Here is a 15,353-nt window from a genome sequence, read left to right as displayed (position 1 = left end):
TCCGTTTGCAGATCCGGCCCGACGGCCGCTCCGCTTACGCGTTCGCCGACATCGCGTCCGCGTCGCTCGCGCGGATGCCGAGGCGCTCGAACAGCGCGCGATCCTTCTGCGACTGCGGGTTGCTCGTCGTCAGCAGCTGGTCGCCGTAGAACATCGAGTTCGCGCCGGCGAGGAAGCACATCGCCTGCAGCCCGTCGTCGAGCTGTTCGCGGCCGGCCGACAGGCGCACGACGGCCTTCGGCATCGTGATCCGCGCGACCGCGATCGTGCGCACGAATTCGAACGGGTCGAGCGGCGCGGTGCCTTCGAGCGGCGTGCCTTCGATCGCGACGAGGTTGTTGATCGGCACCGAATCCGGATACGGGTTCAGGTTCGCGAGCTGCGAGATCAGGCCCGCGCGTTCGCGGCGCGATTCGCCCATCCCGATGATGCCGCCGCAGCACACGTTGATGCCGGCGTCGCGCACGCGGTCGAGCGTGTCGAGGCGATCCTGGTAGGTGCGCGTCGAGATCACCTGGCCGTAGAACTCCGGCGACGTGTCGAGGTTGTGGTTGTAGTAGTCGAGGCCCGCATTCGCGAGTTCCTGCGCCTGTTCGTCTTCCAGCATGCCGAGCGTCATGCAGGTCTCGAGGCCGAGTTCCTTCACGCCGCGCACCATCTCGGTCAGCGCCGGCATGTGGCGCTCCTTCGGGTTGCGCCACGCGGCGCCCATGCAGAAGCGGCTCGCGCCGTTCGCCTTCGCCGCGCGGGCGGCATCCAGCACCGCGTCGACGTCCATCAGCTTCTCGGCCTTCAGGCCCGTGTCGTGGTGCGACGACTGCGAGCAGTAGCCGCAATCTTCCTCGCAGCCGCCCGTCTTGATCGACAGCAGCGTCGACAGTTGCACCGCGTTCGCGTCGAAGTGCTCGCGGTGCACCTGCTGCGCGCGGAAGATCAGGTCGTTGAACGGCAGCTCGAACAGCGCGACGACGTCGGCGACGCGCCAGCGTTGCGAGGCCGGAGCGGCCACGGGAATCGCGTCGGGTTGCACGGTGGCGGCGGTCTGGGCTTGGGTCATATCGTTTTCCTGTCCTGGTCGGGGATGAGGGATCGGGGGATCTGTTTCTGTCGGGTCAATGCCGCGCGGCGCGCAGCGTATCGACGAGCGCGGCGATGTCGAGCATCGCCGCGGCGGATTCGGGGGCGGCCGGGCTCATGTGCGGAATGCGGCCGAGCAGCGGCGCGCCGTGCTCGCGGGCGAGCCAGTCGCGCATCGTCGCGACGTTCTCGTCGGGGAACGACATCGCCGGGTCGACGTGGTTCGCGACCCAGCCGGCGAGCTTGAGGCCGCGTTGGCGAATCGCGTCGGCGGTGAGCAGCGCATGGCTGATGCAGCCGAGCCGCACGCCGACGACGAGCACGACCGGCACGCCGAGCGCGACCGCGAGATCGGCCATGTCCTGCGTGTCGTTCATCGGCACGCGGAAGCCGCCGGCGCCTTCGACGACGACGATATCCGCGCGCGTCAGCGCTTCGCGATGGCACGCGACGATCGTGTCGATGTCGAGCGTCACGCCTTCCCGCGCGGCGACGATATGCGGCGCGGCCGGTGCCTTCAGCAGGAACGGCGTGCGCAGCTCGGGCGGCAGCACGACGTTCGCGGCCGCGTCGAGCTGGTCGGCATCCTCGTTGCGCCACACGCCGTCGCGTTCATATGCGCCGGCCGCGACGGGTTTCAGCGCGGCGGCACGCAGGCCGTGCCGTGCGAAGCCGTGCAGCATCGCGGCCGACACGAAGGTCTTGCCGATTTCGGTGTCGGTGCCCGTGACGAAAAGCGAGAGCGGGGCGGTCATGCCGCGACCTCCCGCGGGGCCGCGTCAGCGGAGGCGGCGGCTCCCTCGCTGGCTTCGACCAGCGCGGCTTCGAGCCGCGCGAGATCGTCGAACGAATGCGCGGCCGACAGCGACACGCGCAGCCGCGACGTGCCGACGGGCACCGTCGGCGGCCGGATCGCGGGCACCCACAGGCCGTGCGCGTCGAGCGCGCGCATCGCCGCGAGCGTCGCGTCGTTGCTGCCGATCACGAGCGGCTGCACGGCCGTGTGCGAATCGACCGGCTCCCAGCGCGTATTGCGCAGCAGCGCGCGCGTGCGTTCGATCAGCGCGGCGAGATGCGCGCGCCGCGCATCGCCTTCGTCGCCCGCGATCACCTTCAGGCTCGCCGATACCGCGTGCGCGACGGCCGGCGGCGCGGCGGTCGTGAAGATGTAGCTGCGCGCGCGCTGGATCATCCATTCGATTACCGTCTCGTGCGCGATCACGAATGCGCCCGCGACGCCGGCGGCCTTGCCGAGCGTGCCGACGTACACGAGATGCGGCGAACGCAGCGCGGCGGCCGCGAGCGCGCCGCGGCCCTGCGGGCCGAGCACGCCGAAGCCGTGTGCGTCGTCGACGACGAGCCATGCACCATGGCGCTCGGCCAGCGCGACGAGTTCGGCGAGCGGCGCGATGTCGCCGTCCATGCTGAACACGGTGTCGCTGACGATCAGCTTCGTTTCGGCATCCGATACGTCGAGCAGCGCGGCGAGCGCGGCCGTGTCCGCGTGCGGATAGACCTGTACGTTCGCGCGCGACAGCCGCATGCCGTCGATCAGCGACGCGTGGTTCAGCGCGTCGGAGAAGACGGTGGCGCGCTTGCCGGTGAGCGCCGTCATCGCGGCGAGGTTCGCCATGTAGCCGGTGCTGAAGTACAGCGCGCGCGGCGCGTCGGAGAAGCCGCCCGAGAAGGCCGCGAGTTCCTCTTCGAGCGTCGCGTGCGCGCGCGAATGGCCGCCGAGCAGGTGCGAGCCGCCGCTGCCGGCGCCGTAGCGCTGCGCGCCTTCGGCGAACGCGGCGACGAGCGCCGGATGCGCGGCGAGGCCGAGATAGTCGTTGCTGGCGAAGCCGACGATCTCGCGGCCGTCGACGGTCATGCGCGCGTCGCACGCGGTGTCGGCGGTGCGGCGCACGCGGCGCAGCCCCTGGGCGTCGAGATCGGCGAGGCCGCGTTGCAGCGTGTCGAGCAGCGGGTGCGTCATCGTGCGATCTCCGCGAGCGTGGCGTCGAGCGTGTCGCGCGTGCGTTGCGCGAGCCACGCGATGTCGTCGTCGCTCATTACGTACGGCGGCATCAGGTACACGGTCGTGCCGATCGGGCGCAGCAGCAGCTCGCGTTCCAGCGCGCGTTCGAAGAAGCGTCGCGAGAAGCCGCGCGCCGCATCGCCGTCGAGCGCGACGTCGAACGCGAACAGCGTGCCGCGCTCGCGCAGGTGGCGTACCTGCGGATGTGCGTCGAGCGGCGCGAGCGCGGCACGCAGCGTGGCCGACTTGCGCGCGTTCGCCGCGAGCACGTCGTTGCGTGCGAAGAGGTCGAGCGTCGCGACCGCCGCGCGGCACGCAAGCGGGTTGCCCGTGTACGAATGCGAGTGCAGGAAGCCGCGCGTCGTGTCGTCGTCGTAGAACGCGGCGAACACGTCGTCGCGCGTGAGCACGAGCGACAGCGGCAGGTAGCCGCCGCTGATGCCTTTCGACAGGCACAGGAAATCGGGCCAGACGCCGGCCTGCTCGCACGCGAAGAAGGTGCCGGTGCGGCCGCAGCCGACTGCGATCTCGTCGGCGATCAGGTGCACGCCGAATTCGTCGCACAGCGCGCGCAGCCCGCGCACGTACGACGGATCGTGCATCGCCATGCCGGCCGCGCACTGCACGAGCGGCTCGACGATCAGCGCGGCGATCCGGTCGCCGCGCTCGACGAACAGGCGCCGCACGTCCGCGAGCGCGCGGCCTGCGACGTCGGCGGCCGTTTCGCCCGGCAGCGCGCCGCGCGCGTCGGGCGACGCGACGACGTGCGCATGGCGGATCAGCGGATCGTACGCGTCCTTGAACAGCGCGACGTCGGTCACGCCGAGCGCGCCGATCGTTTCGCCGTGATAGCTGTTCGCCACGCAGACGAATTCCTGCTTGTTCGCGCGGCCGCGGTTGCGCCACGCGTGGAAGCTCATCTTCAGCGCGATCTCGACGGCCGACGCGCCGTCCGACGCGAAGAACGCATGGCCGAGCGTGCGCGCGGTGAGCGCGTGCAGCCGCTCCGCGAGCTCGATCGCGGGCTCGTGCGTGCAGCCGGCGAGCATCGCGTGCTCGAGCGTGTCGAGCTGGTCCTTCAGCGCCGCGTTGATGTCGGGGTTCGCATGGCCGAACAGGTTGACCCACCACGAGCTGATCGCGTCGAAATAGCGGCGGCCGTCACGGTCGTACAGCCATACGCCCGCGCCACGCGCGACGGGGATGAGCGGCAGGCGCTCGTGGTGCTTCATCTGGGTGCAGGGATGCCAGACCGCGCGCAGGCTGCGCGCGACCCAGTCGTCGGTGGCTGGCGTACTCAAGGCGGCTCCGGGGGATAAAACGGCCGCGCGGCATCGACGGGATGCCGCGCGGCGGGACAGCGAAACGCGCTGAGATTAGCGTGTTCCGCGACGGGTTGCACTACCGGTTACAAAGGCCGCGGAGCCTTGCTGGGCGGGAGTTCGGCGCAGATCGGAGCGGCTCGGGACGGTACGGTTCAGAAGTCCGGAAATGACCGCAGATGACGACGTTCGAGTGAGACCCCCCAACTGAAAAAAATCGGGGGACGGGCGGTGAGGCAGGAGGAGAAATCGGGGAGCGAAGGGATGAATCGGGTGGGTGTTGTGGCCCCAACGTGGCCGGAAGGCGAATGACTGAACGCGGTGACGAGGGGCGCGCTCGGGCCGGCAAACGATGCGAACGGCGGACGCGGCATCCGACGCAAACGCGGCATGCAGCGCGTGCGCGAAGCGATGAAAAACGGGGGAAAGGAAAAACGAAACGGGGCAGCGAAGGCCGCCCCCCGTCAGCGCGAAGCCAGCGCGCGCGTATCGATATCGCGTGTCGTATTGGCGTCGCCGTTGTCGGCCGTCTGCGTGTTCGTGTTCCACACGACCCGGTCGTTGACCGCATACAGCCGGCACGCGCCTGCGCCCTGCTTCGCGCAGTTGTCGAGCGCGAGCGCCATCGGGTCGTCGCCGCCTTCGGCCCACGACCATGCGCCTTCCGACGACACCGCGAACGCGCGGCTCGGATGCTGGTTCAGGAAGCGGCGATAGCCTTCACGGCCGGCTTCGTCGACGTACGGCACCGCGTTGACCGCGTCGATCGACGCGTAGCCGGTGGCTTTCGGCTCGTGCGGGTTCGCGACCGCGTAGCGCACCGAGGTCGGCAGGTTCAGCTGCGCGAGGAACGCGTTGACGGCCGGCCACCACACGGGCACGCCGTCGCGATCGACGATCAGCCGGTGCGCGTCGTCCTTGTAGCGGCCGAAATCGATGAACTGGGCCTGCGTGCCGTGCGATACGTATGCGTCGTGCATCTGCGCGACGAGCCCGGGCGTCCACACCGAATCGTTGTCGCCGTACAGCCACAGCGACCGCACGGCCGTGTGCGCGCCGTACTGGTCGAACGCGTCGACGAGGTTGCGCTGCCAGCCGTCGCAGAGGTCCTGGCGCAGCCCGCCGGAGAAGTTGATGATGCCGCGCACGCCCGGTGCGGCTTCGGTGCCGTACGCGACCGATACGAGGCCGCCGTGCGACGTGCCGGCGACGACGATGCGCGATGCATCGACGTATGGCTGGCGCGACATGTAGCGCACCGTCGCGTCGACGTCGGCCGCCTGCGCGAGGCCGTTCTTGCCGACGTTGCAGCCTTCCTGCTGGTACGTGCCGTCCGAGCCCGCGAAGCCCTGGCGGTTCGGCGCGATCACCGCGTAGCCGCGGCGCACGAATTCGCGCGCGAACGCGAGCGGCCGGCTGCGCGGCTGCAGATGGAGATCGCCGGTGTTCTTGCCGTGGTTGAAGACGACGAGCGGGAACGGGCCGGGGCCGTTCGGCTTGAAGAGCGTTGCCTCGAGCGTGACGGCGCCCGATGCGTCGGCCGGAATGCGGAGGATCTGTTCGTTCAGGTCGGCGGCGACCTGCGGCAGGTTCGAATCGCCGTAGTCGAAGCGTTCGGCATGGGCGAGCGACCCGCTGGCGCCGGCGCCCGTCCCCGTATTGACGTTCGGCAGCGTACCGGCCTGAGCGGCCGACAGCGCGCAGGCCGCCATCCATCCCACCAATACCTTGCTGAACGCCATTCGTAAGCCCTGCCATGCAACATGACTGATCTGAGGGCCATCCTAGCCCGACAAATTCAGGTTGTGCAATGCGGGAATTACCCGGCGTCTGACACAGCAACTATTTGTCAACGTTCACTTACTTCGCCGTCGACGTAACGCCAGAAACCGTGCTCGTCGCGCTCGAAACGGCTCGTCTCGTGGAGCCGGTAAGCGCGTCCGCCGATCTTGTAGCGGGCCACGAATTCGACCTCCGCGTGCCGTTCGTCGAGCGGCGCGTGGCGCTTGACCGCGAGGCCGAGCCAGCGCGGCGCGTCGGGCGCTTCGGGGTCGGTGTCGAGATCGGGCGGGCAGGTGCGCGCGGCCCACGTCGCGCGCAGGTAGTCGGTCGCGCCGAGCACGTACGCGCTGTACCGCGAACGCATCAACTCGAGTGCGCTCGGCGCGGCTTCGCCGCCGTCGATGAAGCGGCCGCAGCAGGCCGCATAGCGGGGCGCCAGCGCTTTGCCGGCGGGAGCGGGGGACGCGCCGCCGCACGGGCACGCGTCAGGTCGGTTCAAAATCATGCGAAACGGGAATTAACGACGTCTGGTTGTCGGCTGACTACCGGCTGACTACCAGCTCAGCTCGATGCCGTCGTACTGGAAGAAACGGCCGTTTGCCTGCGACACGTCCGCGCCGGATTCGGCGATCACGCGGCGCATGCCGGTCACGCTGGTTTCCGGATCGATCGCGGCCTGCGCGCCGCCCATGTCGGTGCGCACCCAGCCGGGATGGAGCGAGATGCACGCGGCGTGGCGCGTCTGCAGCGACGCGATGCGCAGCACGTCGTTCAGCGCGGCCTTGCTCGCGCGGTACAGCCAGCCGGTCGTGCCGGTCGCCTCGGCGATGCTGCCCATCCGGCTCGACACGACGGCGAGCACGCCGCGTGCGTCCTCGACGAGCGGCAGCAGGATCGGCAGCAGCTGCATCGGCCCGCGCACGTTCGTATGCATCACCGCGTCGAAATCCTCGGCGGTGATCGTCTCGACGCCCTCGGTGCGCGGCCCGTAGACGCCCGACACCAGCACGGCCGCATCAAGCCGCTCGCCGTCGAGCTTCCAGCCGAGCGCCGCGATCTGCTCGGGCTGCGTGATGTCGAGCGCATGTGCCTGCGCGCCGAGCGCGCGCAGCGCGTCGAGCGAGGCATCGTCGCGCGCGGTGGCGATCACGTTCCAGCCGTCGCGCCGGTATTGCCGGACGAATTCGCGGCCGAGGCCGCGCGATGCACCGACGATCAATGCGGTTTTCATGCCCGTCGCTCCTTTGCTTGGCGCCGCCCTGGCGGTACCGGTGTCAGATCCGTTCGATGCGGGGCGCGGCCGCGTGGCAACGGCCGCCCGGCGGCTTGCGCGTTACTTCGCGTCGTCGCACGGCTTCAGCGTGTCGGCGACCGCCTGCGCGACGCCTTCGAGCCGCCGCGCGGCGTCCGCCGCGATCATGTCGTTGTCCGGCGCATGGTTGCCGCCGGCGGTGAGCGCGGCCACGCAGCGCTTGTAGGTCTCGTCGAGCGCGTCGAAGTTCGACACGGCCATCCCGAGGTTGCGCATCCGGCCGTCGTGCACGCCGTACACGAGCCCGTGCACGGTGAGCGACTGGCCGCGGGCCCACGCGTCGTTGACGATCGTCGTGCGGCATACGTTGACGACCTGCTCGATCGCGTTCAGCTCGATCAGGCGGCGATAGCGCGCTTCGCCGACCGGCCAGTCCTCGAGCAGCGCCGCGTGACGCTCGCGCACGTCCTGCACGTGATGCAGCCAGTTGTCCGCGAGGCCGACGCGGCGGTTGAGCAGCGCGGCATTCACGCCCGAGCAGCCGTAGTGGCCGACGACCATGATGTGCTTCACGCGCAGGATGTCGACCGCGAACTGGATCACCGACAGGCAGTTCAGGTCGCTGTGCACGACCACGTTCGCGATGTTGCGATGGACGAACACTTCGCCCGGCGGCAGGCCGATGATCTGGTTCGCGGGCACGCGCGAATCCGAGCAGCCGATCCACAGGTATTCCGGCGCCTGCTGGTCGGCGAGACGCGCGAAGAACTGCGGATCGTCTTCGAGCTTGCGTTTGACCCACGCTTCGTTGTTGTCGAACAGGTGAGAAAGCGGATTGTCTTGGGTGTTCATCGGTGTGGCTTCCGTTGACGGAAATCGGGTCGGTATCGGTATCGGTATCGGGTTCGGTGTAACCGGCGTCAGGCGGCGCGCTGCGCGTCGCCTTCGCCGTCGTTCTGGTCCGTCGCGCCGAAGCGCTCGGGGTAGCGCACGCTGAAGCGCAGCGATGCGTCGTAGGGATAAAAATCGGGCAATTCACCCTGCAGCAGCTTGTCCTTGCTGGCCTGCCACAGCGCGGGATCGAAAAAGTCCGCGTGATGCTTCATGAAGACGTCGCGCACGCGCGGGTCGCCGAGCAGGAACGGCCCGTAGGTCTCCGGAAAGATGTCGTGCGGGCCGACGGTATACCACGGTTCGCCGGACAGCTCGTCTTCCTCGTTGCGCGGCGGCGGCACGCGGCGCACGTTGCAGTCGGTCAGGTACTCGATCTCGTCGTAGTCGTAGAACACGACGCGGCCGTGGCGCGTGACGCCGAAGTTCTTGTACAGCATGTCGCCGGGGAAGATGTTCGCCTTCATCAGCTCCTTCACCGCGTTGCCGTACTCCTTCACGCCGTGCTCGATGTCGGTATCGCTGCCGTTCTGCAGGTACAGGTTCAGCGGCGTCATCCGGCGCTCGATGTACAGGTGCTTGATCACGAGGTTGTCGTCCTCGTATTCGAGCAGCGACGGCACTTCCTTTTCCAGCTCGCGCACGAGCGCGTGGTCGAGCCGCGCGAGCGGCAGCGCGACGCTCGAATACTCGAGCGTATCGGCCATCCGCCCGAGGCGGTCGTGGCGCTTCACGAGCTGGTATTTCTCCATGATCTGCGCACGCGTCGTTTCCTTCGGCGGCGGGAAGTGATCCTTGATGATCTTGAACACGTACGGGAACGACGGCAGCGTGAACACGAGCATCACGAGGCCCTTGATCCCGGGCGCGATGATGAAGCGGTCGCTCGAATGCGACAGGTGGTGCAGCAGGTCGCGGTAGAACAGGTTCTTGCCCTGCTTCTGCAGGCCGACCGACGTGTAGATCTCCGCCTTCGGCTTGCCGGGCATGATCGTGCACAGGAAGTCGACGTACGCGGACGGCACGCCCATGTCGACGAGGAAATACGAGTGCGAGAAGCCGAAGATGATCATCAGCTGGTCGCGGCGCAGCAGCACGGTGTCGAGCGAGAGCACGCCCGGACGCACGTGGCGGATCGGCACCGCGAACGGCAGCACGCGGTCGGCGTTGATGATGCGGCCGACGATGTACGCGCTCTTGTTGCGGAAGAACAGCGACGACAGCACGTGGATCTGGAAATTCGGCGCTTCGTCGAAGTGGCCGAATTCGTCGTGGATCGCCTGCATCACGCAGCCGATGTCGCGCGGGAGATCGTCGAACGCCGGCTCGAGCTGGAAGTTCGTGACGATGCGCTCGAGGGTGGCCGCGAGCCCGTCGGTGCCCGGATAGTACGCGCGGTAGGTCGGCTTCGCGGCCGGCTCGTCGTTCTCGAGATACTCGGTCGAGATCGCCGGGCGCACGAAGATGAAATCGTTGCTGAAGTACGAGCGGTGCAGGATCTTGCAGCACACCGAATTGAAAAATGTCTCCGCGCACTCGGGCTGGCGGTGCGACGTAAGCAGGCCGATATAGTGCAGCTTGATCTGCTGCCACACTTCGTCGTCGATGTTTTCCGCGTCGTATTCGTCTTCCAGCACCTCGACGCATTCCTTCACGCGATCGTCGTACGACGTGATCCGCTCCCGCGCAAGCCGCTGCAGCCCGTGCCAGTCGCCGTGCTCGAACAGCGTCTTCGCTTCGACGGCCGCGTCGCGGAAGATCCGGTAGTGGCGGTCGAAGTTTTCGAGCATCGTCTGCGCGACGTCGAAACCGATCTGCGAAGACAGCAGTTTGGGGAAGTGATTCATTGCGTGCAGGCTCGTTCGGGAGGGGCTGTAAGCACTCGCCATTTTAGCGCCCAAGTCGGCGTTTCAATGACTTTCGGGGTGACGCGCCCACGGCCTTCAATCGGCGCGTTGTTCGCCGTTGCGTGCCGTTCGGTGCATCTTCGCGTAAAGATACGGGTACGGAACCGATTCTGGCACGAACTTTTTTTGACGGGGCGGCGGCCACCGGGCACGCGTCGAGCGCGACGGCGATAGAATCGACGCGACGCCCGCCGCGGCCTGCCGCCGGCGCGCATTCGCACCGATAACGACGAGACGCCCCACCGATGAACGCACTGGAACACCAACTCGACTACCCCTTCGCCGACACGCTGCCCGCCGCGGGCGACACGTTCGAGGTCGCGCCCGGCGTGCGCTGGCTGCGCATGCCGCTGCCGTTCTCGCTCGATCACATCAACCTCTGGCTGCTGCGCGACGAGATCGACGGGCAGGCCGGCTGGACGATCGTCGATTGCGGGATCTCGTCGGATGCGATCCGCACGCACTGGGAGCAGATCTTCGACACGCATCTCGACGGCCTGCCCGTGCTGCGGGTGCTCGTCACGCACTGCCACCCCGATCACTTCGGCCTCGCGAACTGGCTGTGCGAAGGCGGCGACAAGGGCCGCTGGAATGTGCGGCTGTGGATGACGCTCGGCGAGTACATGTTCGGCTGCCTGATGGCGGCCGGCAACGGCTCGAACGCGGGCGGCGCGGCGGCCGCCGATCATTTCGCGCGCCACGGGCTCACCGATCCGGCCGCGCTCGACAAGCTGCGCAACCGTCGCAACTACTACTCGGATCTCGTGCCGGCCGTGCCGCCGCGCTACCGGCGCCTGCGTGAAGGCGATGCGGTGACGATCGGCGCGCGCACCTGGCGCGTCGTGACCGGCTTCGGCCATTCGCCTGAACATTGCGCGCTGCATAGCGAAGCGGACGGCGTGCTGATCTCCGGCGACATGGTGCTGCCGCGCATCTCGACGAACGTGTCCGTGTTCGACCTCGAACCGGAGGCGAATCCGCTCGCGCTGTACCTGCAGTCGCTCGGCCGTTACGAGACGATGGCGCCCGATACGCTGGTGCTGCCGTCGCACGGCAAGCCGTTCCGCGGCGTGCGCACGCGCATCGCGCAACTGCGCGAACACCATGACGCGCGCCTGGCCGAAGTGCGCGTCGCGTGCGCGGAAAAGCCGATGAGCGCGGCCGACATCGTGCCGATCATGTTCCGCCGCCGTGAACTCGACATCCACCAGATGACGTTCGCGCTCGGCGAGGCGCTCGCGCACCTGAACCTGCTGTGGCTCGCGGGCGAGCTCGTGCGCGAGCAGGGCGACGACGGCGTGCTGCGGTTCCGCAGCGCCGGCTGACACCGCTTCGTTCTCCTCATGCGACGGGTTCGTAGCGCCACTCGTCGCGATGCCATTGCATCGTGTGCGTCGGGTCGAGCGCCGCGAGAAACGCGGTGTCGTGCGAGGCGACCACGATCGCACCGGGGAAGCCGGCCAGTGCGGCCTCGATCGCGCGCACCGATTCGAGATCGAGGTGGTTGGTCGGCTCGTCGAGCAGCAGCAGTTGCGCGGGCGTGCCGCGCCACAACGCGCATGCGAGCGCGGCCTTCAGCCGTTCGCCGCCGCTCAGCTGACGCGCCGGCTGCGTCGCGCGCGCCGCATCGAGCTGCAGCAGCGCGAGCCGGCTGCGCAGTTCGCCTTCGGCGAGCGGCGTATCGAGCAGCCCAAGTTGTTCGACGATCGAGCGCTCCGGATCGAGCAGCGCGAGCCGCTGGTCGAGATACGCGGCGCTCACGTGCGTCGTGCAGGTGCCCGAGCACGGCGCGAGCTCGCCCGCGAGCATCCGCAGCAGTGTCGATTTCCCACAGCCGTTGGGGCCCGTCAGCGCGATGCGCACGGGGCCGCTCGCCGACCACGTGACCCCATCGGCGGCGCCGGCGATGCCCCACGGCAGTCGCGCGCGTTCGAGCGTGAACAGCTGGCGGCGTGCGCTGACCTCGGTGCCCGGCAGCGACACCAGCACGGGCGCATCGGCTTCGACGCGCGCGGCCGCCTGCTGCACGCGTTCGTCGAGCGTCGCCTTGAAGTCGTTCTGGTGGCGCCGGACCTGCCCCATGATGTTGCGCGCCGCGCCCTTGCGGCTTTGTTTCGCGCCCGACGACAGGTTGGCCGTCTTCGCATCGCGCAGCGACGCGGCCGCGTGGCGCTGGATCGTGTCGTGTTCCTGTTCGAGCCTGCGCCTCGCGCGTCCGCGCTCGGCACGCGCGTTGTCGAGCGCCGCTTGCGCGGCATCCTGATCCGCGTCGCGTTGCGCGCGGTAGAACGCGTAGTTGCCGCCGTACGAGCGCGCGCCTTGTGGCGTCAGCTCGACGATGCGCTGCACGTCGGCGAGCAGCGCACGGTCGTGGCTCACGATGACGAGGCCGCCGCACCAGCCGTCGAGTGCCGCGCGCAGCCACGCGCGGCCCGGCGCGTCGAGGTGGTTGGTCGGTTCGTCGAGCACGAGCAGGCCGGCACCGGACAGCAATGCGCCGATCAGCGCGACGCGTGCGCGCTGCCCGCCGCTGAGCGCCTGCGCGGGCGTGTCGGCGCGCACGTCGTGCAGGCCGGCCGCGTCGAGCGCGGTGCGCAGCCGCTCCGCGAGATCCCAGCGATCGCCGACCCGGTCGAAGTCGTGCGGCTCCGCGCGGCCATCGGCGAGGCGCGCGAGTGCGCCGAGCGGCGCATCGAGCGCGGCGAGCTGCGCGACGGTTCGCGGGCCGGCGGCGGCATCGTCGTGCTGCTGCGCGACGTAGGCGACCTGCGTCGACCGGTCGATCGTCCCCGTGCTCGGCGCGCAGCGGCCCGCGATCAGTTGCGCGAGCTGGCTCTTGCCGACGCCGTTGCGGCCGACGATGCCGGTCGGCGTGCGGTCGATGGAAAGGTCGAGCGAATCGAACAGCGTGACGCCGTCGTCGAAGCGGAAGGAAACGTGATGAAGCGCGACGAGCGCGCCGGTGGGCGTGGCAGCAGCCATAAGCACCTCCGAAAATGCGTGAAGACCTTCGCGCGCGGCGTGCGTGGCACGGCGGCGAAAACATTTCGGGAAGGCTTAGTTGTTCACTTTGGCTGGCGTCCGGTATGAGGAATGAGCGCGCAGTGTAGCAAGCGCGGCGCGCGGGCCGCAAGCGACGGCCCGACGCACCGTCGCTTGCGTGCCACGCGCGAGGGGCGCGTTACTGCACGGCGACCGTCGTGAAGTTCTGCCGCCCGAACGGGCTCACGTGGTAGCCGCTCACGCTCGTGCGCGTGAGCGCGGCCGCGGTCGGGTAGCCGAGCGGAATCCACAGTGCCTGGTCGTGGATGATCTTCTGCGCGGCTTCGTACAGCTTCGCGCGCCTGGCCTGGTCGGCGGTCGACTTGCCGTCGGCGATCAGCTTGTCGAGCTGCGCGTCGCAGAAACGTGCGAAGTTGATGCCCGACTTCACCGCGTTGCAGCTGAACAGCGGCGACAGGTAGTTGTCCGGATCGCCGTTGTCGCCGGCCCAGCCCATGAACAGCATGTCATGCTGGCCGAGCTTCGCCTGCTTGATCAGTTCACCCCATTCGATCACCTTGACCTCGGCCTTCACGCCGATCTTCGCGAGGTCGGCCTGCAGCAGCTCCGCGCCGACCTTCGGGTTCGGGTTCAGCACGCTGCCGGTCGGGCGCGTCCAGATCGTCGTCGAGAAGCCGTTCGGGAAGCCGGCCTGCGCGAGCAGCTGCTTCGCCTTCGCGGGATCGTACGCATACGGCGCGACGTCCTTCGCGTAGCTCCACGTATTCGGCGGATACGGGTTGTTCGCGGCCGTCGCGGTGTTGTCGAACACGACCTTCAGGTAGGTCGCGCGGTCGAACGCGAGGTTCAGCGCTTCACGCACCTTGTCGTTGTCGAGCGGCTTCTTCTGCGTGTTCAGCGCGACGAACGCGGTCATGAACGCGGGCGTCTGCACGACCTTCAGCGCGTTGTCGCCCTTCGCGGCGAGCACGTCCTGCGGCTTCGGCGACAGCGCGATCTGGCATTCGCCGGCCTTCACTTTCTGCAGGCGCACCGACGGGTCGGGCGTGATCGCGTAGATCAGCCGGTCGACCTTCGGCTTCGTGCCCCAGTACTTCGGGTTCGCGTCGTAACGGATCAGCGCGTCCTTCGTATAGCTCTTCAGCACGAACGGGCCGGTGCCGACCGGCTTCGCGTTCAGGTCGGCCTGCTTGCCGGCCTTCAGCAACTGATCCGCGTATTCGGCCGAGTAGATCGACGCGAAGCCCATCGTCAGGATCGGCACGAACGTCGCGTTCGGTTCGTTCAGCACGAACTTCACGGTGCTGTCGTCGACCTTCGTGACCGATTTCACGAGCTTCACGAGGCCCATCGACTGCGCGTGCGGGAAGCCGCTCGCGCCGGCCACCTTGTGCCACGGGTTCGAATCGTCGAGCATCCGCGAGAACGTGAACACGACGTCGTCCGCGTTCAGCGCGCGGCCCGGCTTGAAATAGTCGGTGGTCTGGAACGCGACGTTCGGGCGCAGGTGGAACGTGTACGTGAGGCCGTCGGCGCTCGCCTCCCATTTGTCGGCGAGCGCGGGCACGACCTTCTTCGCGGCTTCGTCGTACGACACGAGCGTGTTGAAGATCACGTCGGCCGACGCGTTGGTCGTGACGAGCGAGTTGTACTGCACGACGTCGAAGCCGTCCGGGCTCGATTCCGTGCAGACGGTGAGCGGCTTGGCGGCGGCGAGGCCGGGGGCGGCGAGGGCGGCGGCGAGTGCGGCCGCGGCGAACAGCTTGACCTGCATAGGATCTCCCACGTGGCTTGTGTTTTTTGCTGGGTGACGGGATGCGGGCGCGGCCCGGAAGCGGGCAGGGCCGGCGCGGCTGGCGAATAGCATACCGTCAAAGCGCGCGACGCGTGGAAAAAGGCGCCTGAACGCGGTGAATTGACCGAAAAACGGCTGCGTTCGCGACGGAACGGGTGTTGGGGCGGCGAGCGGTGGAGCGCAGGCGCCGGGGAGGCCGGGGAGCGGCACGGCGAGGACGGTGCGGAAGCGTTGCGGGCTGGCCCCCGCGATTCGAAGTGTCGAAGCCGTTAGGCGTCGGTGCGGGGAGACGGAGAGGCGCAGA

Annotated in this window: 12 protein-coding genes; 1 reads left to right on the top strand and 11 read right to left on the bottom strand. The window is 68.5% G+C overall.

Features of this window, described 5'->3' with window-relative positions; translation table 11 throughout:
• Window positions 1-34: 34 nt before the first annotated feature.
• From bioB to aceK, 9 genes are all read right to left on the bottom strand, one after another.
• Window positions 35-1,057, bottom strand: a complete 1,023-nt coding sequence (gene bioB / locus ACTJLD_RS37070; RefSeq protein WP_021157406.1) for a biotin synthase BioB — start codon at window positions 1,055-1,057, stop codon at window positions 35-37.
• Between the two features lie 55 nt (window positions 1,058-1,112).
• Window positions 1,113-1,832, bottom strand: a complete 720-nt coding sequence (bioD, locus tag ACTJLD_RS37065; RefSeq protein ID WP_027788995.1) for a dethiobiotin synthase — start codon at window positions 1,830-1,832, stop codon at window positions 1,113-1,115.
• Entirely contained in the window at window positions 1,829-3,055 is a 1,227-nt protein-coding gene (gene bioF, locus ACTJLD_RS37060; protein ID WP_440661237.1) for an 8-amino-7-oxononanoate synthase, read from the bottom strand. Before bioF ends, bioD begins: the two co-directional genes overlap by 4 nt.
• Entirely contained in the window at window positions 3,052-4,398 is a 1,347-nt protein-coding gene (gene bioA / locus ACTJLD_RS37055; RefSeq protein ID WP_440661235.1) for an adenosylmethionine--8-amino-7-oxononanoate transaminase, read from the bottom strand. Before bioA ends, bioF begins: the two co-directional genes overlap by 4 nt.
• Window positions 4,399-4,883: 485 nt before the next feature.
• Window positions 4,884-6,161, bottom strand: a complete 1,278-nt coding sequence (locus ACTJLD_RS37050) for a dienelactone hydrolase family protein (RefSeq protein ID WP_060082784.1) — start codon at window positions 6,159-6,161, stop codon at window positions 4,884-4,886.
• A gap of 107 nt (window positions 6,162-6,268) precedes the next feature.
• The gene (locus ACTJLD_RS37045; RefSeq protein ID WP_440661233.1) at window positions 6,269-6,706 is read right to left on the bottom strand and encodes a YchJ family protein; all 438 of its coding nucleotides are present in this window, start codon (window positions 6,704-6,706) and stop codon (window positions 6,269-6,271) included.
• 48 nt (window positions 6,707-6,754) lie between these two features.
• Complete coding sequence (locus ACTJLD_RS37040) at window positions 6,755-7,432, bottom strand: SDR family oxidoreductase (RefSeq protein WP_027788999.1); 678 nt, start codon at window positions 7,430-7,432, stop codon at window positions 6,755-6,757.
• Between the two features lie 102 nt (window positions 7,433-7,534).
• On the bottom strand, window positions 7,535-8,305 hold the full coding sequence (can, locus tag ACTJLD_RS37035) for a carbonate dehydratase (protein WP_059695311.1): 771 nt from the start codon (window positions 8,303-8,305) through the stop codon (window positions 7,535-7,537).
• A gap of 68 nt (window positions 8,306-8,373) precedes the next feature.
• Window positions 8,374-10,191, bottom strand: coding sequence for a bifunctional isocitrate dehydrogenase kinase/phosphatase (aceK, locus tag ACTJLD_RS37030; RefSeq protein ID WP_027789001.1), 1,818 nt, complete (start codon window positions 10,189-10,191; stop codon window positions 8,374-8,376).
• Window positions 10,192-10,496: 305 nt separating this feature from the next.
• Here aceK and ACTJLD_RS37025 point away from each other — a divergent pair, with 305 nt between their 5' ends.
• On the top strand, window positions 10,497-11,576 hold the full coding sequence (locus tag ACTJLD_RS37025; RefSeq protein WP_440661231.1) for an MBL fold metallo-hydrolase: 1,080 nt from the start codon (window positions 10,497-10,499) through the stop codon (window positions 11,574-11,576).
• A gap of 16 nt (window positions 11,577-11,592) precedes the next feature.
• Here ACTJLD_RS37025 and ACTJLD_RS37020 read toward each other — a convergent pair whose 3' ends face one another.
• Together ACTJLD_RS37020 and ACTJLD_RS37015 are read right to left on the bottom strand one after the other, a co-directional pair.
• A complete protein-coding gene (locus tag ACTJLD_RS37020; protein WP_091925946.1) occupies window positions 11,593-13,233 on the bottom strand; it encodes an ABC-F family ATP-binding cassette domain-containing protein in 1,641 nt (546 codons plus the stop codon).
• 199 nt (window positions 13,234-13,432) lie between these two features.
• Complete coding sequence (locus ACTJLD_RS37015) at window positions 13,433-15,028, bottom strand: ABC transporter substrate-binding protein (RefSeq protein ID WP_440661225.1); 1,596 nt, start codon at window positions 15,026-15,028, stop codon at window positions 13,433-13,435.
• Window positions 15,029-15,353 lie beyond the last annotated feature (325 nt).

Source organism: Burkholderia sp. 22088, assembly GCF_052045915.1.
Classification (GTDB): domain Bacteria; phylum Pseudomonadota; class Gammaproteobacteria; order Burkholderiales; family Burkholderiaceae; genus Burkholderia; species Burkholderia cepacia.
This window is presented reverse-complemented; position numbering and strand designations above follow the sequence as displayed.

Coding starts and splice junctions, on each gene's coding strand:
- bioB (WP_021157406.1), bottom strand. CDS start 1,057: ATGACCCAAGCCCAGACCGCCGCCACCGTGCAACCCGACGCGATTCCC.
- bioD (WP_027788995.1), bottom strand. CDS start 1,832: ATGACCGCCCCGCTCTCGCTTTTCGTCACGGGCACCGACACCGAAATC.
- bioF (WP_440661237.1), bottom strand. CDS start 3,055: ATGACGCACCCGCTGCTCGACACGCTGCAACGCGGCCTCGCCGATCTC.
- ACTJLD_RS37050 (WP_060082784.1), bottom strand. CDS start 6,161: ATGGCGTTCAGCAAGGTATTGGTGGGATGGATGGCGGCCTGCGCGCTG.
- ACTJLD_RS37045 (WP_440661233.1), bottom strand. CDS start 6,706: ATGATTTTGAACCGACCTGACGCGTGCCCGTGCGGCGGCGCGTCCCCC.
- ACTJLD_RS37040 (WP_027788999.1), bottom strand. CDS start 7,432: ATGAAAACCGCATTGATCGTCGGTGCATCGCGCGGCCTCGGCCGCGAA.
- can (WP_059695311.1), bottom strand. CDS start 8,305: ATGAACACCCAAGACAATCCGCTTTCTCACCTGTTCGACAACAACGAA.
- aceK (WP_027789001.1), bottom strand. CDS start 10,191: ATGAATCACTTCCCCAAACTGCTGTCTTCGCAGATCGGTTTCGACGTC.
- ACTJLD_RS37025 (WP_440661231.1), top strand. CDS start 10,497: ATGAACGCACTGGAACACCAACTCGACTACCCCTTCGCCGACACGCTG.
- ACTJLD_RS37020 (WP_091925946.1), bottom strand. CDS start 13,233: ATGGCTGCTGCCACGCCCACCGGCGCGCTCGTCGCGCTTCATCACGTT.
- ACTJLD_RS37015 (WP_440661225.1), bottom strand. CDS start 15,028: ATGCAGGTCAAGCTGTTCGCCGCGGCCGCACTCGCCGCCGCCCTCGCC.